This is a genomic window from Burkholderia sp. AU4i (genome assembly GCF_000466765.1).
GTDB classification, from domain to species: Bacteria; Pseudomonadota; Gammaproteobacteria; order Burkholderiales; family Burkholderiaceae; genus Burkholderia; species Burkholderia cepacia.
Window position 1 is genome coordinate 61214 of sequence record NZ_ASSI01000107.1, and the last position, 22829, is coordinate 84042.

Annotated in this window: 23 protein-coding genes; 4 read left to right on the forward strand and 19 right to left on the reverse strand. The window is 58.2% G+C overall.

The genetic code is table 11. The annotated features are described in order from the left end of the window. Positions 1–207: 207 nt before the first annotated feature. From L810_RS24610 to L810_RS24660, 11 genes are all read right to left on the reverse strand, one after another. Entirely contained in the window at positions 208–1536 is a 1329-nt protein-coding gene (locus L810_RS24610; RefSeq protein WP_042975992.1) for a hypothetical protein, read from the reverse strand. 421 nt (positions 1537–1957) lie between these two features. After that, positions 1958–2392, reverse strand: coding sequence for a hypothetical protein (locus L810_RS24615; RefSeq protein WP_155836364.1), 435 nt, complete (start codon positions 2390–2392; stop codon positions 1958–1960). Positions 2393–2478: 86 nt separating this feature from the next. After that, a complete protein-coding gene (locus L810_RS24620) occupies positions 2479–3552 on the reverse strand; it encodes a ribonucleotide-diphosphate reductase subunit beta (protein ID WP_021161022.1) in 1074 nt (357 codons plus the stop codon). A gap of 79 nt (positions 3553–3631) precedes the next feature. Beyond that, a complete protein-coding gene (locus tag L810_RS24625) occupies positions 3632–6472 on the reverse strand; it encodes a ribonucleoside-diphosphate reductase subunit alpha (RefSeq protein ID WP_021161023.1) in 2841 nt (946 codons plus the stop codon). 400 nt (positions 6473–6872) lie between these two features. Continuing rightward, positions 6873–7100: a hypothetical protein gene (locus L810_RS24630; protein ID WP_021161024.1), complete on the reverse strand. Its 228-nt coding sequence runs from the start codon at positions 7098–7100 to the stop codon at positions 6873–6875. A 112-nt stretch (positions 7101–7212) separates the two neighbouring features. Further along, positions 7213–7686, reverse strand: a complete 474-nt coding sequence (locus L810_RS24635) for a single-stranded DNA-binding protein (protein WP_021161025.1) — start codon at positions 7684–7686, stop codon at positions 7213–7215. 16 nt (positions 7687–7702) lie between these two features. Then, positions 7703–8731 carry a hypothetical protein gene (locus tag L810_RS24640; protein ID WP_042975996.1) on the reverse strand — a complete coding sequence of 343 codons (1029 nt, stop codon included), beginning with the start codon at positions 8729–8731 and terminating at the stop codon, positions 7703–7705. Positions 8732–8741: 10 nt separating this feature from the next. After that, positions 8742–9347 (reverse strand): hypothetical protein, encoded by a 606-nt coding sequence (locus tag L810_RS24645; protein ID WP_042975997.1) that lies wholly within the window; start codon positions 9345–9347, stop codon positions 8742–8744. A gap of 2 nt (positions 9348–9349) precedes the next feature. Then, entirely contained in the window at positions 9350–10465 is a 1116-nt protein-coding gene (locus L810_RS24650; protein WP_021161027.1) for an AAA family ATPase, read from the reverse strand. Positions 10466–10523: 58 nt separating this feature from the next. After that, on the reverse strand, positions 10524–11147 hold the full coding sequence (locus L810_RS24655) for a hypothetical protein (protein ID WP_042975999.1): 624 nt from the start codon (positions 11145–11147) through the stop codon (positions 10524–10526). Next, positions 11144–11407 carry a hypothetical protein gene (locus L810_RS24660; protein ID WP_042976056.1) on the reverse strand — a complete coding sequence of 88 codons (264 nt, stop codon included), beginning with the start codon at positions 11405–11407 and terminating at the stop codon, positions 11144–11146. The genes L810_RS24655 and L810_RS24660 overlap by 4 nt, the downstream gene beginning before the upstream one ends. Positions 11408–12083: 676 nt before the next feature. Here L810_RS24660 and L810_RS24665 point away from each other — a divergent pair. Genes L810_RS24665 through L810_RS24675 form a run of 3 tightly spaced genes read left to right on the forward strand, consistent with a single transcriptional unit; the run spans position 12084 to position 15113 of the window. After that, positions 12084–12827, forward strand: a complete 744-nt coding sequence (locus L810_RS24665) for a hypothetical protein (protein WP_021161029.1) — start codon at positions 12084–12086, stop codon at positions 12825–12827. A 3-nt stretch (positions 12828–12830) separates the two neighbouring features. After that, complete coding sequence (locus L810_RS24670; protein WP_042976001.1) at positions 12831–14672, forward strand: ATP-dependent helicase; 1842 nt, start codon at positions 12831–12833, stop codon at positions 14670–14672. 42 nt (positions 14673–14714) lie between these two features. After that, positions 14715–15113: a hypothetical protein gene (locus L810_RS24675; protein ID WP_021161031.1), complete on the forward strand. Its 399-nt coding sequence runs from the start codon at positions 14715–14717 to the stop codon at positions 15111–15113. A 56-nt stretch (positions 15114–15169) separates the two neighbouring features. Here the strand turns inward: L810_RS24675 and L810_RS24680 are convergent, their stop codons facing one another. From L810_RS24680 to L810_RS45575, 6 genes are all read right to left on the reverse strand, one after another. After that, a complete protein-coding gene (locus tag L810_RS24680; protein WP_257008965.1) occupies positions 15170–16417 on the reverse strand; it encodes a hypothetical protein in 1248 nt (415 codons plus the stop codon). An 82-nt stretch (positions 16418–16499) separates the two neighbouring features. After that, entirely contained in the window at positions 16500–17189 is a 690-nt protein-coding gene (locus L810_RS24685; RefSeq protein WP_021161033.1) for a polymer-forming cytoskeletal protein, read from the reverse strand. Continuing rightward, positions 17186–17797: a hypothetical protein gene (locus L810_RS47490; RefSeq protein ID WP_155836365.1), complete on the reverse strand. Its 612-nt coding sequence runs from the start codon at positions 17795–17797 to the stop codon at positions 17186–17188. The genes L810_RS24685 and L810_RS47490 overlap by 4 nt, the downstream gene beginning before the upstream one ends. Before the next feature lie 300 nt (positions 17798–18097). Then, positions 18098–19372 (reverse strand): recombination directionality factor, encoded by a 1275-nt coding sequence (locus L810_RS24690; protein WP_021161034.1) that lies wholly within the window; start codon positions 19370–19372, stop codon positions 18098–18100. Between the two features lie 65 nt (positions 19373–19437). Next, complete coding sequence (locus L810_RS24695) at positions 19438–20076, reverse strand: hypothetical protein (RefSeq protein ID WP_257008967.1); 639 nt, start codon at positions 20074–20076, stop codon at positions 19438–19440. A gap of 112 nt (positions 20077–20188) precedes the next feature. Next, positions 20189–20590, reverse strand: coding sequence for a hypothetical protein (locus L810_RS45575; RefSeq protein WP_081712895.1), 402 nt, complete (start codon positions 20588–20590; stop codon positions 20189–20191). 124 nt (positions 20591–20714) lie between these two features. Between L810_RS45575 and L810_RS24700 the strand changes: the two genes are divergently transcribed. Next, entirely contained in the window at positions 20715–21617 is a 903-nt protein-coding gene (locus L810_RS24700) for a PD-(D/E)XK nuclease-like domain-containing protein (RefSeq protein ID WP_042976004.1), read from the forward strand. An 11-nt stretch (positions 21618–21628) separates the two neighbouring features. Here the strand turns inward: L810_RS24700 and L810_RS24705 are convergent, their stop codons facing one another. Continuing rightward, positions 21629–22207 carry a YcbK family protein gene (locus L810_RS24705; RefSeq protein WP_042976006.1) on the reverse strand — a complete coding sequence of 193 codons (579 nt, stop codon included), beginning with the start codon at positions 22205–22207 and terminating at the stop codon, positions 21629–21631. 137 nt (positions 22208–22344) lie between these two features. Further along, on the reverse strand, positions 22345–22548 hold the full coding sequence (locus L810_RS24710; RefSeq protein WP_021161037.1) for a hypothetical protein: 204 nt from the start codon (positions 22546–22548) through the stop codon (positions 22345–22347). Positions 22549–22829 lie beyond the last annotated feature (281 nt).

The following is a 22829-nucleotide window of genomic DNA, read 5'->3' on the forward strand; positions in this document are numbered from 1 at the left end:
TCTCCTGGAAACCCCGAAGACTCCATGCCCCCTACCGGGCATGAAATCCCCGGTAGGGTTGACAAACGAATGGCTGACTTAGATAGGTGTGCCAGCTACCCTTTCTGCGCTACGCGCAAAAAACCTCTTTGCAAACGCCTCGCTTTGCAAAGAAGTCTCCCGACTAAATGGGCCGGCCAAGCCCATATGCACGGCCGCCGTACGCTATCAGCGTACAGACACGCCCCAGAGGCCTCCCTGTTGACACCGTGCGGCGAGTTTCCCCACCTGCTCAGCGCCCCAGTTGTCCGGTACCAGTACCTCTGCAAGGTACTTCGTGCCGAAGGCTTCCGAAATCGCAGTATGCCATTGCAACTGCTGGCCGACCCCCTCCGCGGTTCGCACCGCATCGATACATCCGTCCGACGTCAGTCCGACGGCGTGCACAGAAACCGGACGGTCCGCAACCAGGCCCCACCCGAAAATCTGCACGTTCCTGAGTCCATACATGCGGACACGCTCCGCCACTTCTGGCGACAGCAGTTCCGACACGGGTCCGGCATCGAATTCCGCGCAATCGAACCATGCCGAAGCGCCACGCTCCCGTGCGAGATCGCACGAAGCGTCATAGGCTTCATCACGGATCATCCCAGCCAGCTGTACAAGCGCCGCGTTGGCTTTATCCGCGTCCCCTGCGCTCCCAAGCTTCTGGAGTGCTGAGGCAATGCCCGAGATTCCGATGGCGATGCGTCGGGCTTCACTGGATCGCTCCAGATTCCCGCCGATCGCATGAACGTCGTGCATCGCGTCAAGATCGCGAACCGCCAGGCGGACGTGCTCCTTGAGCCGCCTGTCGTCGAGCTGGGTGTTCTTGCCAGGAATTTCCACGAGGTAATCACACAAGTTCAAAACGATCCCCGTGACCGCCTCGTTCGCGCCGACAAACTCGGAATTCGTTCCAAAGATGCCGCCGCAGCCATCCCGAACCACTGAACTCTCGTCGAAAAATACGCCGCTGACCCCCGTCCCAAGAGACTCGAATGCGATCAGCGACTGCGCGACTCCCGCGCTTGATCCGCGCCGGCCGTTGCCGACACGGACATACGTTTCCGCGGTTCCCAATGATGCCGCGTCAGCAAGATGATCTTCGCTGATCACGACCATCGGAAACGTACCGTCCGACAGGTTGCCTCGTCGCGACGACTCATAGAGCCGTCCGATCGAGTGCAGAAGCAACCCGCGTGAGGTATCGATGGAAATCGTCTCATCCGTGGATGTCACTGGCGCCGACGTATCGACGAGCAGCGGCACACCATCGTGTCCGGCCATCACGACATCGGCCAGGACATCATATGCAGAACTCTCGCTTGAAGTAGCCAGACTGATTGCCAGTCTCGGGCTCAGACATGGGTCCGAGGCGCGCTCTTCTATGAACGCGCGACGGGCCAACGCAGGAAAGGCGGAACGCGGTTGGGGAAGTCCATCAGCAATGCTGGGGAGCCCCCGCCCCGTTTGCACCATGATCTGGGTATCAGACACCTGGGGTTGGACGTTCATGTTGATCTCCTTGTCGAACGTGAACCCCGGAATCGGGGCCCCCCAGAACGTTGGGGATCGCTCTGGGGGGCCTCGAAACCAAGAACACTCGAAAGGAGAATTGCCTATCCAGAACGGAAAGGCACGACGTGAGGGATAAACCCTGAGGCCTGGGTAGTCCAGATCAAACGCAGGACGGGCATACCAGGCAGCCCTTCTGTGCCGGAGCACAAAAAACCTCACAAGCATCCAACTCATGCATGCTTGTGACGTCTCAGGAAGGGAAAAGTGCCGATTTCCGGCTCAGGCTAGTATCGACCCCCAGCTAGGTAGCAAAATTATAGTACAGGTGAATTCTTGTCGGGAAATTTTCGCGGCCATGTGGAAAGACCCTGCAGTGCAGGGTCTCGGGTCACACTGGATACCGAATAGGTAACCACTTTTACGTTCCCGACGGCTGATGCCTCAGGAGTTGCCTCCCTTGAGCCTCGAGCCGGGAATCGACCTTCTTCGCACCCCAGTACATCATTGCCATCACGAGCATGACTACCACGATGATGGCAGTCTGGGAACTCTCGCCCTGGATTTCAAACTCCGTTTCCAGAAAGGGCTTCCCGACTTCAAGAAGCAGGGCAATAACGAAGAAGAACAGTGCGTCCTGGAACACGTCCTTACCCAACCTCTTGCTGGAACCCTTTTCCAGAGCCTTCTCGCGAAGACTTTGTGCTTCGGATTCCAATTCCCTGATTCGCTTGCGAGCCAGCTTCAGCTCGCTTCTCGTCGATTCAAGGTGACATCTGGCATTGGCCTCGCGAGCCATTGCCTGCTCCACGCGAACTGCCCGCGGATTTTTGCTTTTACTGCGGTTGTATTTCATAGACTTCTCCATTTAAAAAAATGACACCCGGAAACCCGGGTGCCGTACGTTGTCACTGCTGCTGGCAACGCCAGCGACCGCAACCATCAATCCCAGCTGAGCGCGCCGCCCGTCTGGTACTCGATCACTCGAGTCTCAAAAAAGTTGCGCTCTTTCCGCAAATCGAGCATTTCGCTCATCCACGGGAACGGGTTCGTCTCGCCCTCGAAATCCGGGTTGAGACCGATCTGAGTCTTTCGCCGGTTGGCAATGAAACGCAGATAACCTTTGAAGAGATCGGCATTCAGACCGAGGACGCCGCGGGGCATGGTGTCCTCCGCGTACTGATATTCGAGGCGTACAGCTTGCTTGAATACCTCGTCCACCTTCTGCTTGAACGATTCAGTCCACAGGTGCGGATTCTCCAGCTTGATCGCATTGATCAGGTCGATACCAAAATTGCAGTGCATCGACTCATCCCGAAGGATGTACTGGTACTGCTCCGCCGCACCCGTCATCTTGTTCTGCCGGCCCAAAGACAGGATCTGCGTAAAGCCGACATAGAAGAACAGGCCTTCCATCAGACATGCGAAAACGATCAAGCTCAAAAGCAGCTTCTGATCGTTCTCGACCGTTCCCGTCGTGAACGACGGATCGGTCAAGGTCTCGATGAACGGAATCAGGAAATCGTCCTTTGCCTTGATCGAAGCAACCTCTCGATAGGCATTGAAGACCTCCCCTTCGTCCAGTCCAAGGGACTCCACGATGTATTGATAGGCGTGCGTGTGCACGGCCTCCTCAAACGCCTGCCGAAGCAGGAACTGGCGACATTCCGGTGCGGTAATATGCCGGTAGGTACCGAGCACGATGTTGTTCGCAGCCAGCGAGTCGGCAGTCGTGAAGAACCCCAGATTCCGGGTGATGATCCGACGTTCGTCGGCCGTCAAGCCGTTCGGGTCTTTCCACAGCGCAATGTCCCGCGCCATGTTGATCTCCTGCGGCATCCAGTGGTTCGCGCAGCCATTCAAATATTTTTCCCACGCCCATTTGTACTTGAACGGTACGAGCTGGTTCACATCGGTCTTGCCGTTGATGATCCTCTTGTCAGCAGCATCGACACGACCGGTGGCACCACCTGCATGCGCGTGAGCAACCGCGCTGAAGGATGAAGATATTTCCATCTCAAACTCCACAACGAGAAGATGCAGGACAGCCCGAAGGCCGTCCTGCGATTAAGACATCGCGAGTCCACCAGCACTGCTACTGGCAGGCCTCGCACTCGTCAAAGCCCGGATCGCCCGGACGCATCGTGCAGACCGGACCGTCCGCTTCCAGAGCCGGCGCCGCGGCGACCTGCGGAGCAACAGCAGCCGGAGCGGACGGGGTAACCGCGTTGAGCGTTCCCGATGCCACGGTCGACTTTTCCACCGACGTGGCCGCCATCGTGCGCAGGTAGTAGGTCGTTTTCAGACCGCGAACCCATGCCAGCTTGTAGACCTCGTCCAGCTTCTTGCCCGACGCGCCGGCGATGTAGATGTTCAGCGATTGAGCCTGGTCGATCCACTTCTGCCGGCGGGCAGCTCCCTCCACGAGCCACTTCGGATCGATCTCGAACGCCGTTGCATAGCGCGCCTTGATCTCCTCGGGAATGCGGTCGATACGCTGAACAGACCCTTCGTAATACTTCAGGTCGGCCAGCATCAACTCGTCCCAGATGCCGAGCTTCTTCAGTTCGGCAATCAGGTACTCGTTGACCAGAGTGAACTCTCCGGACAGATTCGACTTCACGTACAGGTTCTGAAACTGCGGCTCGATACACGCCGACACCCCCACGATGTTCGAGATCGTTGCCGTCGGCGCGATCGCGATACAGTTGGAGTTGCGCATCCCTTGCTTCAGGATCTTCTCCCGCAGGCCGTCCCAGTCCATCGTGATGCTCTGATCGACTTCGAGGTACTGCTCGCCACGAGCTTCAGCCAACAACTTCAGCGAGTCGAACGGCAGGACACCCTTCGACCACAGCGACCCCTTGAAACTGGAGTAAGCGCCGCGCTCCGCTGCCAGATCCGACGAAGCCTCGTAGGCGTAGTACGCCAGAGCCTCCATCGAACGGTCCGAGAACTCGACCGCCGCTTCGCTGCCGAACGGAATGCCAAGGATGTACAGCGCATCCTGGTATCCCATCAGGCCCAGACCCACCGGACGGTGCTTCAGGTTCGCCGAACGAGCCTTCGCCACCGCGTAGTAGTTCATGTCGATCACGTTGTCGAGCATCCGCATCGCAATGCGGACGGTACGACGCAGTTTCTCGTGATCGATCTGGCCATCCTTGACGTGGTTGACCAGGTTGACCGAGCCCAGGTTACAGACGGCAATTTCCACGTCGCTCGTGTTCAGCGTGATTTCGGTACACAGGTTGGAGCTATGCACCACGCCGACATGTTGCTGCGGGGAACGGATGTTGCACGGGTCCTTGAACGTGATCCAAGGATGGCCGGTTTCGAACAGCATGCCGAGCATCTTGCGCCACAGTTCAACGGCCGGACGTCGCTTGTACAGCTTGATAACGCCGGCATCTGCCTGCGCCTCGTACTGCACATAGCGCTCCTCGAACTTCGCGCCATACAGATCGTGAAGATCCGGCACGTCGTTCGGCGAGAACAGCGTCCAGTCGCTGCCTTCCATCACGCGTTTCATGAACAGGTCAGGAATCCAGTTCGCCGTATTCATGTCATGCGTACGTCGACGATCATCCCCGGTGTTCTTGCGCAGATCCAGAAACTCCTCGATATCGAGGTGCCAAGACTCCAGATAGGCACAGACTGCACCCTTGCGCTTCCCACCTTGGTTGACCGCCACAGCAGTATCGTTGACCACCTTGAGGAAGGGGACAACACCCTGCGACTTGCCATTGGTACCCTTGATCCAGGCGCCCATGGCACGGACGTTCGTCCAGTCGTTACCCAGACCGCCGGCGAACTTCGACAGCAGAGCGTTTTCCTTCAGACCGTCGTAGATCCCTTCGAGATCGTCCGAAATGGTCGTCAGGTAGCAGCTCGACAGCTGCGACCGGCGCGAGCCCGTGTTGAAGAGTGTCGGTGTGCTCGACATGTAGTCGAACGTTGACAGCACTTCGTAGAACTCGATCGCACGCGTTTCGCGCTCGATTTCGCCCCGGGCCAGACCCATCGCCACACGCATCAGGAACGCCTGCGGCAGTTCGATGCGACGCTCGTTGACGTGCAGCAGATAGCGGTCGTACAGGGTTTGCATGCCGAGATAGTCGAGAAGCCCATCACGCTCCGGACGGATTGCCGAAGCAAGACGGCCGAGATCGAAACCCTTCGACATATCCTCGGTCAAAAGCTCGGCTTTAACGCCATCCTCGATACCGCGGATGAACGCCTCGCCGTAGCCTGCCGCTACCTCGTCCAACGTCACCGGCTTGCCGAAAACGTCGTGGCCAAGCTGGAACGCAAGCACGAGCCGCGCAGCCGCTTTCGCGTGTTGCGGCTCGACCTCGATCTTCGTACGCGCCGAAAGAACCAGCGCATTCTCGATCTCGGTCTCCTTCGCCTCGTTGTAGAGGTTCCGGACTGCTTCGTCGAACAGGTCCTTCGCCGACACGCTCTCGAGCCCAAACACCACGGACTCGACGATCGCAATCCAGAAGGCCGCATCGAACGGCACCACAGCACCGTCACGCTGGCGATACGACTTGATGTGATCGTACTGACCCAGCGTCGGCGCCGGCGTGCGCTTCTGCGCAGCCATTTCGCGGTAAAGCACATACCCGCGTGCAACTTCATGCTCACCGCTACGCATGAGCGAGAGTTCCACCTGGTCCTGAATGTCCTCGATGCGGAAAGCAGCGCTCTCCCCACGACGATTCAGGGCAGCACAGACGGCGTTGGTCAATTCCTCGACCTTCACACGTTGCGCGGCACTCAGGGACGACACACCGGCGCGATACAGATTGCCGTGTGCGTCGTACAGGAATGCCTTGGCGATCGCGTTTGCGATCTTCGCTCTGTCGAACGGTACGGTCTCGCCGTTACGGCGGATGACCATGTGTGCACCAATCAGATCTTCGCGTTTCATTTCATACTCCTACTGTAAAAGTTGTTACCCAGGTGAGAAGGCGCGAGGCCCAGTTAAACGGCCTCGCATCGAGATCGCTTAAGTGGATCCCGAATCAAGTGGGTGACAAGAATTCGGCAGGAATCTTCCCCAACGGGAAAGTGAAGCCCCGCCGGGTTAAAGAACGTCGACCTCGACGATCGACAACATGAGAAAAGGACCGAAATCCCCGAAGCAGGTGATGCTTCAAAGCGGTAGTCACCAAGGTGACCGTGGCTGAATCCGTCAGCTCGGGAGCGAACATCGCTCAATAAAACCGGTTACTTCCCGAAGCGGATCCACTGGATCGGCTTGGGGAAGTCCGCTCAGAGAGCGGGCTTCGGTTTGAGTGCGGCACACGCACCACACACAGAACATGCGGTCAATCCAGCACCGCGGCGACGAAGACGCTGTTCGTGGAAACGAACTGGTCGGGATCGAGGAACTCGTTTTCCACGACCAGACCGATACCGTCGAACGCGACCTTCTTCACCGTCGACTTGCCGTCGGCCTTGACCGTCACATCGCAAGCGAACGTATTGCGCATGACCTGCTCGTTCTTGATGAATTCGACCAGGTCAGCGCCCGTCTTCACACGTTGAGTATTCATGTCCATCTCCGTCAAATTGAATTGTCGTAGGCGGACACGTCCCCCGGTTGGGGGACGTGCCCCCTTCCGGGAAAAACTCAGTTTCAAATCGATTCAGATAGCGACCAAACCTTCAAAAGGCCGGACCACCATCTTCATCGCCGTAGCCACCCGCATATGCCGGACCTTCGTCACGGGATTGCTCGTTGCCACCTTGCGACTGACCATTACCTCGCGAACCTGCGTGCCCGTTGGACTGTCGGCGAACCAACTCGCCCTTCTTGGCAATCAGCTCCATGGACTGGACGTACATCTCCACCACCTTGCACTTCTGCCCGTTCTTCTCGTAAGTACGAGGTTTAACACGGCAGGTGATGTTGACGAGGTCGCCGCTCTGGTACTTCTCAGCCACCTTCTCTGCATAGTCGCCGACCACAACGCAGTCGTGCCACTCCGCGACTTCCACCCATCTGCCCGCCTTCTTGTCGAAGTAGTCATCGTTCGAGCAGAGCGAGAACTTCGCCACCGGCGTACGCGACGGAAGGAACCGTACTTCCGGGTCCTTGCCGATCCGGCCGTGAATAAAACAGACGTTCGTATTGCGCATACGGTTTCCTTTACTTTCAAAGCTTCACGACGTTGTAGGCATTCTTCCAGGCCTTCCGCCCGTCCGGCTCTCTCCACTCGATACGGCCGAGGTGTTCGATCCGCACGCGACTTCCTACCTCCGCACCACAATCGGCGATCGCACGCTCGAGGTCCGTGCCATAGACCGGCAGTGCATTACCGTGCAACTCATCCGCTTCGATGGTCACGCAGTACTGCTCGATCTCCTTGTTGTCGATCTTGCGAGGCTTGACGCCGATCTCGACAATCTCGCCCGTGTACACCTTGGACGGACGGCTACGTTTCTGCTTCTTTTCCACGGCTTCCTTGAACGAGCTCGGCATGACTGCAACGTCGCCGTCCTCTTTCTTGGAACGCTTGGCTGACTTTTCCGAAGAATCGCCGGCATCACGTTTCGTGGACTCCTGGTCTTTCGATTCCGACTTCGGGGCTGACGAAGCGACAGGATCCGAAGAACCCGACGCAACGACTCGCAGCTTCACCTCATGCTCCCCTCGCAACAGCTTGTTCACCTGTGCAACGGTAGCCTTGAGGATCGACTCGATCTCGGACATACCCGAATACGAGATCTCCTCCAGTTCGCGGCGCTCGAAACCAAGACGCTCGGAAAGGGTGCGGTCATAGATCTTCACCAGCCTCTTGACCTTACCGCCCGGGTAGAACCAAAACAGGACCGCCCCGAACCCCCTCTCGAACGTGATCGTCCGAGTGAAAGCAGCCGTGACCGGCCCTTTCGATACCGAAACGGTGGAAACGGACTTCGCAGTCTCCACCTTTTGAGGGTTCGACGTCTCTGCCGGATTGACCGATGCGACTTCCTCCGCCCCAACTTCCGCTACATCTTTTTTGCGGGAAGACTTCGCATACCGCAGGACGGCTCGCGCCAACCATGCAACACCAACTGTCGTACGGTGCAGCGCAACGTAAGCCAGTTTGAACACGAGTTCAACCGCGTCAAACAGTAAGTCAACCAGCGACTCGGAAATAGTCTGCCGCTTCCGTGCCGTGCTAGCTTGCTGAGACATATCTACCTCTCTAGAAATTGACCAATGACCTCCCCACCGTAAAGACCGTTGGAGTGGTAATCAGTCCAGCCTTGACAGATGTTCCGTGGTGCTCCCCCATCAGGAGATCGCGCCCAAAGAACGACATCATCTCTTTCCCACCACGATGGATGGGTACTTCATCGAGATCTTCACTCGTGCTATCCGGCTTCGCTACCTGAATGCCCAGACGCATCGCTGCGCCGAGAATTCCGATCACGGTTTGCGCGTTTGCACGTGTCCCTACAACGGTGACACCTTCGTAGGATTCGACAAAACTCCAGTCGGGGTCGCTCCCGACGTATTCCGCCACAATCTCGCGGAACGTGGAATCGATCGAGCCGTTGACGACCACCAGCAGATCCGAGGCCTGAAACTGTTCGACACAGCCCTCGTTCAACGATCGCTCACCGATCAACTCGAACCCAAAGGACTCGAGCTGACTCTGAAGCGCTGACGACGTCGCCGATGCCACGTCCTCCCCCTTCAGTCGGCCACCGGTAACGCCGACGAAAATGCGTGTCGTGTTTTCGGTGGCCATCGGTACAGCGATGTCGATCCCGTCAGAGATCTTGCGATACAACTGGACGGGAATCATGGTCAGGCACCTGCGGGTTGCATCGTGTGCAGGTTGTCCTTGCTGGACTTGTAGTCACCGCCGCCGAACGTCTGCGTCACGAGCTCATGCACGGCAACGCGGACTTCATCCGAACAGGAAAGCGACCACGCGCGCTCCAGCCCGTAATGCATCGGCGACTCGACCAAGCTGCCCTGTGTCGAAGCACTCATCGCCTTTGAGACCCAACGACGCAAAACGCGCGTCGATATGGTCTTGTCGAGTGCCCCCGAATCGTCGGTCACTCCCGCATACAACTTGCGGACCTGATTCGCGACCGAAACGAACTTTTCAGCGAGAACATGGGCCGGCAACGACGGCTGATACGGTGCGATCATCTCCGTGATCAACTGAACTTCGATCTCCTGCGGGAGATACCCGAACCAGCTGAACTCGAAGCGCTCGTCATTTGCGTTGTCCTGCGTATGACGTCCTTGCACCAGCCCCTTGTCGTCTTTCGGGTTGCAGGTCGCGTAGACGCGAAACCCGTGACGCGGAACTACCAGTTCGCCGGTTTCGGGAACGAGGTACGGCCGTCCCTCCAAAAGGAGGTTCAACCCGGTCATTTCGCCCGGATCGATGACGTTGTACTCGTCGATGAGAACCGACATGCCGAGGCGTGCGGCCATGAGCACGGGCCCGTCAACCCACGAAACCCCGCCATCCTTGTTCGGGACGAGGCGGCCAATCAGGTGATAAGCCTGGGTTCGCGGATTGGCGGACATACTCAGCAGCGGAAGATTCAGGGAAGCGTGAAACTGCTGGACGCCCATCGTCTTGCCGGTGCCGGGATGGCCCATTGCACAGAAGGCGTTGCCGCCCGCCATGTAGAAGTGAAGCAGATCGCGCAGATTGTCGATCGGCCACTTGTACGTCGGATCCTTTGCCGGAGTGAACACGGAAGGTTCGCTCAGACCGAGGATCTTTGCACCACGCATGCGTTCGATGCCGAAGCACGCGAACCCATCGAAGTGAACCCATTGCGGGCTCGCCTTCTGTTCAACAGGAGCCGCAGCAGCAGCGGCCGTCGCGGGTTCCTGCGAAGCCTTTTTGCGGGACTTGCTCGGAGCGGCGGCAGCTTGAGTTGCTTGGGTCGTCATGGAATTCTCCAGAAATTTTGGAGACTCCAGCCCTCTCGGGGACTGGAGCCCCCAGGGCTTAACTACTCAGAATCTGCGACTTCCTCGCGCGGATCTGTTCCCTGAGTTCATCAGGGTTCAGGCCGGCGACTCGGCAGCAGGTGACGAAGGTGAACGGGATCTCGCTCTGATAGAGCTTGACCCGCATCCGACGCTTCTCAATGACTTCGGTTTTCTGACCGTCGACGATCTCCTCCTTGGATTCAGAAAGAAACTGGTCACGGTATCCCATGAAGTTCGGCTTCAACACCCAGTCAAGGATGTCTTGCTTCTCTTCCAGATTGCCGCGCATCGACAGCAGCTCGATTGAACGCTCGAGAAGCAAAGCGTGGAGCCACTCGACCCCCTCTTCACTCCACTCCTCTCCCTCACAATCTCCCCCGACGACACCGACGGCCGGAACCGGCACTTCACTTTCGCTCACCTCGAAAATCTCGGCAAACGACTCACGAAGCAACGGCATATCCAGGTCATCGAATCCTTCGGGGATCGAGCGAACCTTCGTCTTGCTTAGGGCGTAGGCAGACTGCCTGGCCTTTCTTTCGCGTGCCGCCTGATCCGCCTTCGCTTCTCGAACGACCTGCTCATGTTCGGGAATAAAGAAGAACGTACCCTGGACAGGCACCGTCTCGATCGAGTTCATGACCCGTTCTCCTTTTCGGTGAACAGATCCGCACCCTCTCTCAGCGCCTGAACGATATCCGTGATACCACGGTTATCTTTCTTGACGCTAAGGTAGTGATGCTGCCCGTGGTCCTTTTTCTCCCGGTGGAAAATGAGGCATCCACGGGGATTCGACAACTCCCAGACCGTGAAAAACCGATCCCGGGTGATGTCGTCGACCTCGACGCGTGACTCGACACGAGAATTGCCTTGCAGACGAGAGACTTCCGTCCAGTTCATAGGCTTCTCCATCACAGAGACGCGAGAAGCCCATTCCCTTTGCGGAAATGAGATTCCCGCAAGGGTTGAAAACGCAGCACGATGCTACGCCAGGCGATGCCTGAGACAGATTGGCTGGAGGACCAGCTATGCCGGGAAACCCCGGACTCACCCCCTGACACGACAACGGACAGAGGGCATTTCAACGACGTCTAACAGCTACGTCGCGCGAAATACTGGCTTTGGAATAGACAATGGAGGAGATGAGAAAGCGTATCAACGCCTATTCGAAAGCCCCCGGGAACCACCCGGGGGCGAGTACTTCTGGCAGTGCTTGAGGCACTCCCGGGTCCGCAGGACCCTTTTACAAAGCGATTTGGCAGTTTCCTGCCAGGAACCGACCGTCGTCAGTCCGCAACAAGGGGGCTCGAGATGAGTACCAGCTCCAGCTGCTGGGCACCGATTCTCTACCGGCGCGGAGTCGATTCTGTACTGGCCCACAGGAAATTGCAAGCGAATTCCTGACAAGAAATACGCCCAACCTTTTGACTACCCAGCGCGATCCGCCCCTACCAGTCGTCCCGAATAGCACCCGCCCGCAGCGCGGAAAGACCGGCCTCTTAGATCACGTTTCAGCGTTGTTACAGCAAAGACCGAGAATTAACCTACGCTGACCCACTTCCTATGAGGAAATATTATGACCACCGCGGAAAGCGTCAACCTCCTGCGCCCGTCCGTGACCATGCAGGTCGCGGAATTCGCCCGGGAGACCTTCGGCCGCCAAATGCGCGGCGCGCTGGAAAAAGAGCCGGTCGAATTCGGATCGAGCATTGTCCAGTCGTTCGTCCGGCGTGACTACACGCTCCTGAACAAGAACCTGCACTTCGCGATCGACGCGCCGCGCACGCTGCCGCGATACGACACGACCACCTGCGATGAAGTCGACGAGTTGTTCCGCAAGAAGATCGGCGAATCGATCACCTACGTCAACAACCTGAAACAGCAACTCTGGCAATTGTTCCAGGCCAACGCAGTCGACCCGAAGGCTGAATTCCCCAGCGTCCTGCGGCAGGATCTGTTCTACGTCTCGCCGCACGCAAAGAACTACATCAAGCTGCTCCGCATCGCCGACGAGTACATGCTGCTGCTCTGGTCCGCCTACCTGAACGGCCTCGTCTCCGCCCGCGATCGCCACGGCGAAGAGCTCAAGGTGCGCAAGCGCATCCGCTCCATCACGAACCTCGCTCGTGACGTCAAGTTCCAGACGTACAAGAAGTTCAACGCGTGGCAGGCGAACGAGCAGACCCGCACCGGCGCCACGACGGCCGGCGCCGCTTCCGCTCAAGCAGCCTCCGCACAAGCCGAACCGGCTGGTCCGACGAAGGACGCTGGTGCGACCGAGTCGGCGCCGTCCGTCGAAGATCAAGCGCAGGCGGCTTAATCCGTGAGCCTCAATCCTTCCCAACACCGTGTGGCCCATGGCTTCGGCAATATGCTTGCCGTCGCCGGGCCAGGTTCGGGAAAGACCAAGACGATCATCACGAAGATCGGCGTCATCCTGCAAGCCGATCGAAAGTTCCGGGTAGGTGCCGTCACCTTCACCAGCGACACCGCGAACGAAATGCGCGAACGTCTGGTGAAGGAGTTCGGCCCCGACGTCCTCAAGCGCGTCGACCTCGGTACCTTTCACAAGCTGTCGATCGACCATCTCCGCCGGCATAAGATGCTCGGCAAGATTGCTACCCCGCCTGAGCAGAAGACGTTCCTGCGCCGGGCCATCTCGGCAACGAACACCGAAATTGACAACGAAGAAGCATTCAAGCTCTTCGAGAACTACAAGTGCGCTATCGAGCACGATGGGAGCGAGATTCCGCCGTTCATCCGAGCCTACAACGAGATGCTCAAGCGCAACCGCGTCGTGGATCTATACGACGTCATGCGCGACTGCGCGACGAAGATGAGCAATGGGGAATTGCCTCCCTTGCCCGTCACGCACCTGCTCGTGGACGAATTCCAGGATAGCGACGAAATCCAGTTCGTTTGGATGATGGCGCACGCCAAGCGTGATATTCCTGTCACGATCGTCGGGGATGACGATCAGTCCATCTATGCCTGGCGGCGCGCACTCGGCTACAAAGGCATGATCGATTTCGTTGAGCAAACTGGCGCTGAAATCATCCCATTGGGAGAAAACTATCGTTCCCACTCGGAAATTCTTGCCCCCGCGGATCGATTGATTCGCCACAATGCCGGCCAGCGTGTCGAAAAAGATCTCGTGGCCAAGCGTGGGCCCGGTGGCTCAACGCACGTCTATGCCGTTTCGGCCGCTAACCGCGAAGACGGTGAAGAGCACGACACGGTCGCGCTTCAGACGGAATTTCTCGTGCCATACATCATGGAAGCCGTGCTGCCCGAGGACGAGCAGCCTGGTGGGCGCCTTGCAGTCCGGCCCGGCGAATGGGCTATTCTTGCCCGGACCAACTTCCTTCTTGACTCTGTTGAAACCGTGTTGGACCAGTTCAACATCCGCTCGCGGAGAAACGGCGGATCGTTCTGGGACAAGGATTACATCAACACCTACCTGCAGTTGCTGATTTCGGTTGAAACGATGAACCGCAGCGGCATCGACCACGCGTTGGCATTTGTCGGTACAAGCGAGGAAGCACTGAGCCAGCTCCACAAGCGCATTCCAGGCGCAACGATGGCGCCGTTCTTCGAGCGGGACTTCGACGATTACGGCGATATCGCCAAGATTGACGCTGAGCATATGCGCGCGCTCCAACAGTTACTCGTCACGTGGCGTCAGGACGCTCTGTTCCGCAAAATTCCGGGGACGACGACACCGATGCGAGCAGTCAACCAAGCGATCGATTCCGCGGCGACTTATTTGACGATGGGGCTTCGTGCTGGTAACTTCCGCGATCGCGTGGCCAGACACCTGAGCAAAGCAGGTGACATTCTGAAGCGCCGCAACGGCTCACTTGTCTCACGCGTCCAAAGTGTCCAGAAGCCCAAGGGCAAGGACGATCCAGCATCGGTCGGCCTGTTCACCATGCACAGTTGCAAAGGACTCGAGTTCGGCAACACTGCCATCGTCGGCGCCGACAAGGATATCGTTCCATCGCTCGGCGAGGGCAGCACCGAGGTCGACGAGCGACGGCTTTTTTATGTCGCCATGACTCGAGCGAAGAATCGTCTTTTCATCCTTCACACGCCGACCAACGATACCCCCTATATCGCTGAGGCTGGCTTGGTTTCCAACCCTGCGACCGTCTACCCGTCGTAACGCTTTTCCCATATAGACGTTCAACCAAGAGAAAGCTCCCCGATGAACCGCATCGCGCTACCAACCGTTGACGACTACAAGCGCCTCTACCAGCAGGAGAAGGCGGAAGTCTATTCCGAAGACAAATGGGCCGACACGGCGTGGATTTACGACGCTTGCGTGCTTGCGTGGAAGGGTCTCGTATATGCCGTCGTGCTCGTCCCGGTCGTCGCGTTCTGGGTCGCAGCATCGGATCCGCAGCACGCCCGGGAAATTCTCAATCAGGGCAGCGTCGACGATCTGAAGGCGCTGCTGTTCCGGTATTTCGTCGGATTCTTTGCGCTGAGTGTCTTCGGGCACGCCCTCTTCTACCGCTGGACCCTCCCGGCAAAGATCAAGCGCCGAATTACGGCAAAGGTCGTTGCCCAGTACATCAAGGACGACATCCGCAGCGGCCGCTAACCTGCTTCACCATGCGGCGAAGTCCCCGGATCTATGGACTTCGCCGTGCCAATGACCTACTGGTTCATCGCTATCAGCAGCGGCAGATTGAAGAGCCGCGCGAACCCTTCCGCATAGCGGTGTTGCAATACAGGCTCTCCCGTACCCTTCGTCCACCACAGATTGGACAGGCCGACGATCATATCCGGCTTCTCGCGGCCGATCGAATACAGCACTTCCCAAGGCAGGAATTCCTCGTAACAGAAGAGGAAGAGCGCGCTCCGACCGTTAATTGGCACCACCCCGCGCGCAAACCAGTCAGCCGGGTAGTGGTATTTCGACAGCGGATTCCACTCGGCAACGGGAACCGTTTGGCGTGCCTCGAAGATGGACTGATGCATGCCGCCCGGCCAATATTCGTACTCCCGTGCTTGATTAGCCATCCCGGCATCCGTGAGCTCGTTCGAGCCGAATATCACCGATACCTTGTCCCTCTCGGCTTCCTGCGCAATCATGATGTCGATCGCGCCCTGCTCGGACGAATCGAAAGTGCCGATGATGCTCTCAGGGAACACGATCACCTTCGCCCCGGCCTTTGAAGATTCGTGGATCGCACGATTCATTTTGGCCAGCGTTCCAGGAACAGTTTCCGGCGTTTGCACTCCCCACGTGGTCGACACGGCCAACCAGTCCCCGACCCGCGAATGCTGCCTCTCCTGCAGGGGCGATAGGACGAGCGACAGCACCACTGCACCGGCGACCGCGAACCGTCCTCGCTTGGTATGGGCGTAGGCTCCGAGCAGCATCGTCAAACCTAGGCCAAGCACGAGGCCGAACCACTTCGTTCCCGGAAACCAGAATCCCCAAGTTGCGATCAGTGTGCCGGGCAGAAATGCTCCGACCGGAGGGTATGCCCACAGGACCGTCCACGCCAGAATTGCAATGGCCTTCTTCTTCAGGCTTTCCGTGTTTTTTGGGTACAGCGCCGCAACTGTCGAACTGAAGGCAAGGCCATACGCAGATCCGGCAGCAATCCCCAAGAGCCAGGACCCACCGAAGAACTGTCCGGCGCCTCCAAACCCCATGATTCCGATATCCAGCCCATACCCAATACCGAGTAGCCACGCCTGCATCCGAGACCGACACATGACCATGAAAACGGGGAGGAGCGCGGCCAGTAGTGGAGCGGCGCCACTGCGCCAACTAATCGAGCAGACAGCGACCCCGAGAAGAAACGTACATCCGTACATCACGGCCGTGTTCTTCAAAAGATCCTCGAGGCGTCTGCGCCACTCTCCTGCATACCCTAGAACGTGATCTGCCATCCCACCTTGCTCCAAAATGAAAATGCCGCGACGGTCATAAAAGACATCGCCGCGGCTTCAATGCGCAAACCGGAATATCCGGTCAGCTGGTGTATCGCACACCGTTTCCGGCCGCATAGCCGTCTTGATGACCGTGAGCTTGCTGCGCCGGTCCCTGCTCGTTTTCGGCGGGTATGACGATCCGTAACGGAACGGGATTGTTGAAGTTCGCGACCGGCGACGGATTGTTGGCCAATGCCAGAGGTGCCCCCGGTACCGGGGGCTGCTGCGGCACCTGATCGCGTTGCGGATGCTGGCCGGGCGGCTGCCACGTTTCGGCCGACTGCTGGGAGGCCGTCTGCCCCGCCTGCATGTCTGCTTCAGAAATACGCCGAATCTGGCCACTCACGTTCGTGGACGAAATGCCGTTGTGCTGGATGTCTGCGTGCAGCTGGGCAATGTGGCTCACCAGGAGACCGTCCGCCATCTCGCAACGGATCACCGCCTTGCGATTGGGCAACCCAACCTGGCCGAATATGAGGCACCGCCCCTTCGCGAACACGCTGCCCTCGATGATCGCGTTCTGATCGATCACGAGCGTGCCGCTTTCGCTGTAGACGTTGCCCTTGATCACGCCGCCGACACGACCGCCCTCCTTGAGGCGTAGAGATCCGTCCGATTCGATCGTCGCACCAGCCGGGAAAATCGTCGTCACGCGTTCAAGCGTGGGGTCGATTTTCAGGACGTACTGAACGATATCGACCTGCTGATCATTGCTCGTTGCATTACTCATTTGGAGTCACTCCCTTTCGAATCGGTCGCTTTGTTGCTGAACTGGCCACCCACCAAGATGGGGGAATTCTGTTCCGAAGGCTGCTGACTGACCTCACGCTCTGCATGCCGCCGAACCTCCGGGACCGGATGTCCTCGACGATGAACCGGCAGGGGCGGCGCCGGCGGAATTGGCAGAACAGGAGTAGCCGACGCCATTACGTTCGCCGGCACTGGATTGACGGTCACCGATTTAACGGGTTCAGCCTTCACCTCCACCGACGTAACCTTTGCCGGTTGGGCTACTTGCGGAGCTGCGGCGGCCGGCTGAACTTGCGGTTGCGGCGTGACAGGAACACTTGCTTGAGCAACCGGCGTCGGATCGGTAGCGGCTGACTGCACCTTCGGCTGCGCGGTAGTGTCGTTCGCCGGAGCCGTGCGTTGGCTCGGTGCGGCCATTGTCACCGCGGTCGGGCTGGGTTTCGACGGCACATGCGCAGTCGGAAGTAAGCCTTCGATGAACCTCCCGCCTCCATGCAACCAGATATCCCCGCCGACCATCACCACGAATAGCACGGCCACGACTGCCCAGGCGGTTCGCATCCGCTCGGCATCCAGCGGCTTCATCACGAAAAGCGCTCGCCACTTCCCTTTCGGTACGACGACAGGATCAGACGAACTAGGCGCAGATCGAACGACCGCTTCCGGAGCCGGTCGGGGACTCACTGCACGCGGAGCTCGGGCGACCTCCGCCGCAGCCGCCTTCGGCTGAACGGGTTGAACCGGCGCCGCGGCTGGCCTCGGAGGAGTCGGTGTAGCAGAAGTTTGCGGAGACACACCGGGCGAAGGGCCATCGAGTCGAATCGAAATCGTCGACCCGATCACCCGCGAATCAAGTTCTTCAAAGGCCATAGCTTTCCTTTTGATCCATCAAAACGCTGCAGGCACCGCATTCGCACGCGGCATTTCCGGGATACCGGACAGGGCGGTGGCCACGACTCGCGGAATCGCTGCGCTCGCCGGCGGCTGAGCGACCGCCGCGGCCCCGATGCCCTTGACTGCCGCTTCCACGAGATGAAGAGTCTTCGGGCGGTCTTCGGAAACCTTTTGCTCCACATCCGGATCCTGGGACTGGGACTGCGTCGGCGCAGCTTCGCCTTCCTGTCCGCCCGCCAATGCAGCTGCACGCATCCGCTCGCGAGCACCAGCAGCAGGCCCCACAGCCGACCAGCGGGTCGTTGCAACGTCCGTTTCGAGTACGCCAGCCACCGCCTGCCCATCCGACAACTTTTCACAGGAGTTAACGGCGGCGCCCTCGAAATGTTGAGCGTTAGCTTCCTGCGAAGAACGTCGAGTGTCCTTTGCATAGAAGTCTTGAACCTGGCCAAACTCCTCCGGCGGGGCAAACTGCGAGTGCTTCTTCAGCTCAAGCATGGCAGCCTCGAGTCCCTCTTGATCGAAGCCGGCCTCCAGTTGCTCCTTTTCGTGCTCCCGGGCCATCTTGACCGCCTCGATGGGACTCACTCCTCGTAGCACCAAGTCGGCGTAGAAAACCGGACCCTGGGCCGAGTCCATCGATGCAGTGTTTCTCATCTTCAGCGACATCGGGATGCCGACGAGTTTCCCGCCGAACGCACCATGCATCGCGTGAAGCTTGGCGACTAGCGTCTGGCCAGTGTTTTTGCCTGCCGAATGCAGGACGAATACCGAGAACTGGTCACCTTGGCCGTCGATACGAAATTTGAACGAGGTCCGGCGCTGGCAAAGCACATCCTGGCTGTTGCCGAACGGGCATCGGTCGCAGCCCGGGCACTCAGCTGCACCGGTCCGATTTGCGTCGACGATACGAATCGCATTCTTGCCATCGCCAACACAAACCCGCTTGCCGTCCGAAAGACGGCGGGCCTCAAATTGTTGAGTCAGAAGCAACTCGGGGTTGTTGTACGGCAGCAGGATCGGGATTTCACGCAGCAGATTCGGCTCTTGGTTTTCGCCGTCGGCCTGTCTGTTCTCCTTCTGCATTTTGAGTAGCTTCTCGTGAAGAGCATGCTTGACCCACGTACCGTCGAGTTCCTTACGCCGGGTATGCACCTCGAAGTAATCGAAATGCAGAAGTTCATCTGCTGCCCCCGCCTCGCCAGGGCGAACATCGCCCATGCGAACCGTGCCGAGAATAGGTGTGTCGAATTCGAGTCCGGTAACCATTGCTTCCTCCGTAAGTCAGTGGAGGTCATTTCATCAGATTGCGATCCAGTTTCTAGCCCTTTCGTTCAGTGGCGCGTTTCATGACCCCACACCGCCGACTTTCCCGTCAGGAAGCGAATGCTTTCGTCCAGTCGCGCAATCTCCCCACCGACATCTCCACCGTTCCGTGCCGGCACATCGATCACACGGACGCTAGATCCGTTATGGAGATGGACGCGGTAGGTTTGATCGATGGTGGTGATCGTGACACCGTCGATTTCGCTCTCCTCGGCGATTGTTCGAGTACCCGTGCTGATCAACATTCGGCGCGCGTCATCGATCGCCGCGTCGATCCACTTGGCCTGGCCGATAACGGCACCATCGAGTTCGGTCATATGGAAACCCAAATAACCCTGCAGCTTCGGCACCACTGATTGCCAAACGTCCGGCGCCGGAAGGCTGAAACGCGAGCTTCCGTTCGTCTCTCGCGCTACCACGCCGATCGCCATGACGACTTCCGGCCAGACCTCTCCAGGCGCGATCGCGTGGACATATTGTTCGATGCTCGCGGTACGGTTGTGCATGGCGAGCGACACCATTTCGCGCTCGAATTCCTTCATGGTCTCCGGCGAAATCACCGTTGCACCGGTAAGGGGAATTAGACGATCCAATGCGCGAACCCGGTAGGGCGTTGCGGCCCGTAGGATCCGCGTGAGTTCGGTCATGAAAAGATACTGTCCGCGAATCGACTCCGTCTCGCATCGGCGATTCCTCGGCAAGAGGATCGGCACACCAAACAGAGCTCCGCTATGCGTTCCAATTACGTGTTCGGTCATGTCAGATTCCCAGAAAGAATGAATTGTTGGTATGTTCGAGCGCGTTCGGAACATCGCGAACAAGCCCCACTGTACGAAAGAGCACCGCAACCTCAGCTTGATCCAGACGCGGAAACTCCCTACAAAATTCTGTGAATCCATGCGTCTGTGATGACACCACGCAGCCCTTCTCGTCTTTCAGCGTCAAGTGATCCGGATATCTGTCCGTTGCAGCCAAGAGCGTCGCGAGTGCCCGAGCACGAAGTAACGGAGGATTCCCCACGTTGTTGTAGACGGATCGAACTTCCTGGCAGACGTCGGTGGGCTGCGCGAAGTGAGTTTTTCCGAACTGCTTGAACGTCTGCTCGACGAATCGTTGTAGATCCGCGGCGCCAGGTCGGGATAGAGAGTTCACACGTTTCATGGGATCGACGATACGCGATCACTTTCGGATATCTAGTCCTCTCGCGATGGGACAACTGACTCACGAGGCCCCTTGAAACATCAACACCTGCCTGTACGCTGTATTCAAACAGGAGAGTTATCGAATGAACGCACGCGCGCAGATCCAGCATCAAGTCGGCCAGACCATCTGGAGCGGACAGAACAAAATCACGTTCGGTCGCGATCCGGACAGCTACACCATGGCGGTAACCGACGATGAGTATCACGGAGATACCGAGCATGTCTCGTCGACGCAACTCAAATCGATGCTGAAGACGCCGCAGCATTTTCTTGCGGCTGTTCAGGGCGCAGGAAAGGACACTGCAGCGCTTGAGTTCGGCAGGCTGGCTCATATGGCCGTGTTTGAACCTTGGCGCTTCGAGGATCTTGTCCTGCCCTTTGATGGCGAGTTCAACCGGCGCTATCGCGAGTGCAAAAAGTTCGTCGCCGACCATCCGAATCACATCGTCATTGGCCAAGACAAGTACGACGCGCTTCTGGCCATGCGGAATGCTGTCCGCTCGCATCGGTTTCGCGGCCGGGCGCTCGGGGAATGGTTCGATGAGGGTGAGCCCGAGAAAGCAATCTACTTTGTCGAGAGGGTCACTGGCGTCAAATGCCGGGTCAAGGTCGACTGTCTGCACCCGGAATTCATCTTCGATCTGAAGTCGACTCTGGACGTGCTTCCCCGCTCGTTCAGCTCGGCCGTTCAGAACTACCACTACGATATGTCTGCGTTCATGTACCAAACGGGGGTGCAGTACTTCACCGGCGACGAGCGTCCGTTCATTTTCGTGCCCGTCGAAAAAGACGCGCCCTATAGCGTCATGACCTACACCGCGGGTGATTCTCTGCTCGACAACGGGGCGCAGAAGTTTGAGGATGCGTTGAATCGGCTCAAGCACGCACGCGAGCACGACTCGTGGCCGGGATACGCGGGGGAATTTGTGCTCGAGATCGATCGGTGGCACGAGTACAAGTCGAACCACCACATTCTCGGGGACTGAGCCGCGATCTACTAGCCTGCCCATGTCCGAAGCCGACCACTGTCGACGTGCACAAAATGCTTAGTGGCGTAGTACCCCACGCCACCTCCGCGCAAATACATACCGAGCCTCGCCAGATAGTCGGTAGGAACGTCAGGAACACGAATATCGGCAGCTCGACCGACAAGATGCATGGAGTTTCGAGCGGCCCCCTCGGTCACGTTGTTCGTAGCGTTCGTCCGATATCCGGACGTTACGACGATCGGCCTTTCCATCCCTGCCTGCGCGAACCACCCATACACACCGCAGAGAATGTCCAAGAGCGTCGGGTTCATCTGAACGATAGATCCGGCACGGACATCCCGCAGCAACGTGCAACACTGCACGTAGGCGTCAACGACCAGTTGACCGTCCGCCCAATACACCGTCCGAACCTCTTCGCCGGTCTCTTTTCTCTTCAACCAGAGAGCCCGCGGCCGCGACCAGTAGTCGCCACTCTGTTGCGCAAAAACCTCCGGAGCCCATGCGGCAGCGGTCAACAGCGCAGTGCTCCGCAGAAACCGACGGCGGGGCATGCTTTCGATCGAAGGCGGGGTGAGGAGATTTTCCATCTCCGCATTTTTTCTGGACTTTGGCGCACCATCCAGTGCGAAACGAAGCCCATCGAGGGCCGCTTTCCAACCGCTGCGGCGGCCGAATCATGTGAACCCCAATAGAAAAAGGGGAGAAGCTTACGCCCCTCCCCTTCTTACACATGGTGATGATCATGCCCGTTTTGCTCTGCGTAGTACGTGGCATCAGCTTCGATGTTGCGCCGATCTTCCTCACCGGCGTACCACTCTGCTTGTTCCCTCGCACGCTTCTGCTTTGGCGTTTCGTCCAGGTCAAAAAAACCTGCGACGAAGCAAAACAGCACGAACAGGCCGACTGCCCATTCAAACAACGTTTTCATATCTGCTCCAAGGTGTTGCGGAGCAGCTCAACCCCTGGGGTGAGTTGCCCCGTAGGTCGGTAAGCCGGTTTCCCGGATGGGCTGGATCCCCAGCTGGTCAGTTGAAACAAGAATCTTCGTCTCAGTGTGAGGCCTCATGGTATCGAAGGGTCTACTCAATGGCAACGACGAACAGCTTCTCGCCAGGAATTGTCCACAAGGTCCGACGACAGGTTACCGGTTCTACAGGAGTGGAGCCGTGTTTGTATACATTCTTTTAAAAATTACAGTCCTTGTTTAAT

Excerpts from the sequence above, each read along its gene's own strand:
- L810_RS24610 (WP_042975992.1), bottom strand. The coding sequence starts at position 1,536 with ATGAACGTCCAACCCCAGGTGTCTGATACCCAGATCATGGTGCAAACG.
- L810_RS24615 (WP_155836364.1), bottom strand. The coding sequence starts at position 2,392 with ATGAAATACAACCGCAGTAAAAGCAAAAATCCGCGGGCAGTTCGCGTG.
- L810_RS24620 (WP_021161022.1), bottom strand. The coding sequence starts at position 3,552 with ATGGAAATATCTTCATCCTTCAGCGCGGTTGCTCACGCGCATGCAGGT.
- L810_RS24625 (WP_021161023.1), bottom strand. The coding sequence starts at position 6,472 with ATGAAACGCGAAGATCTGATTGGTGCACACATGGTCATCCGCCGTAAC.
- L810_RS24630 (WP_021161024.1), bottom strand. The coding sequence starts at position 7,100 with ATGAATACTCAACGTGTGAAGACGGGCGCTGACCTGGTCGAATTCATC.
- L810_RS24635 (WP_021161025.1), bottom strand. The coding sequence starts at position 7,686 with ATGCGCAATACGAACGTCTGTTTTATTCACGGCCGGATCGGCAAGGAC.
- L810_RS24640 (WP_042975996.1), bottom strand. The coding sequence starts at position 8,731 with ATGTCTCAGCAAGCTAGCACGGCACGGAAGCGGCAGACTATTTCCGAG.
- L810_RS24645 (WP_042975997.1), bottom strand. The coding sequence starts at position 9,347 with ATGATTCCCGTCCAGTTGTATCGCAAGATCTCTGACGGGATCGACATC.
- L810_RS24650 (WP_021161027.1), bottom strand. The coding sequence starts at position 10,465 with ATGACGACCCAAGCAACTCAAGCTGCCGCCGCTCCGAGCAAGTCCCGC.
- L810_RS24655 (WP_042975999.1), bottom strand. The coding sequence starts at position 11,147 with ATGAACTCGATCGAGACGGTGCCTGTCCAGGGTACGTTCTTCTTTATT.
- L810_RS24660 (WP_042976056.1), bottom strand. The coding sequence starts at position 11,407 with ATGAACTGGACGGAAGTCTCTCGTCTGCAAGGCAATTCTCGTGTCGAG.
- L810_RS24665 (WP_021161029.1), top strand. The coding sequence starts at position 12,084 with ATGACCACCGCGGAAAGCGTCAACCTCCTGCGCCCGTCCGTGACCATG.
- L810_RS24675 (WP_021161031.1), top strand. The coding sequence starts at position 14,715 with ATGAACCGCATCGCGCTACCAACCGTTGACGACTACAAGCGCCTCTAC.
- L810_RS24680 (WP_257008965.1), bottom strand. The coding sequence starts at position 16,417 with ATGGCAGATCACGTTCTAGGGTATGCAGGAGAGTGGCGCAGACGCCTC.
- L810_RS24685 (WP_021161033.1), bottom strand. The coding sequence starts at position 17,189 with ATGAGTAATGCAACGAGCAATGATCAGCAGGTCGATATCGTTCAGTAC.
- L810_RS24690 (WP_021161034.1), bottom strand. The coding sequence starts at position 19,372 with ATGGTTACCGGACTCGAATTCGACACACCTATTCTCGGCACGGTTCGC.
- L810_RS24695 (WP_257008967.1), bottom strand. The coding sequence starts at position 20,076 with ATGACCGAACTCACGCGGATCCTACGGGCCGCAACGCCCTACCGGGTT.
- L810_RS45575 (WP_081712895.1), bottom strand. The coding sequence starts at position 20,590 with ATGAAACGTGTGAACTCTCTATCCCGACCTGGCGCCGCGGATCTACAA.
- L810_RS24700 (WP_042976004.1), top strand. The coding sequence starts at position 20,715 with ATGAACGCACGCGCGCAGATCCAGCATCAAGTCGGCCAGACCATCTGG.
- L810_RS24705 (WP_042976006.1), bottom strand. The coding sequence starts at position 22,207 with ATGGAAAATCTCCTCACCCCGCCTTCGATCGAAAGCATGCCCCGCCGT.
- L810_RS24710 (WP_021161037.1), bottom strand. The coding sequence starts at position 22,548 with ATGAAAACGTTGTTTGAATGGGCAGTCGGCCTGTTCGTGCTGTTTTGC.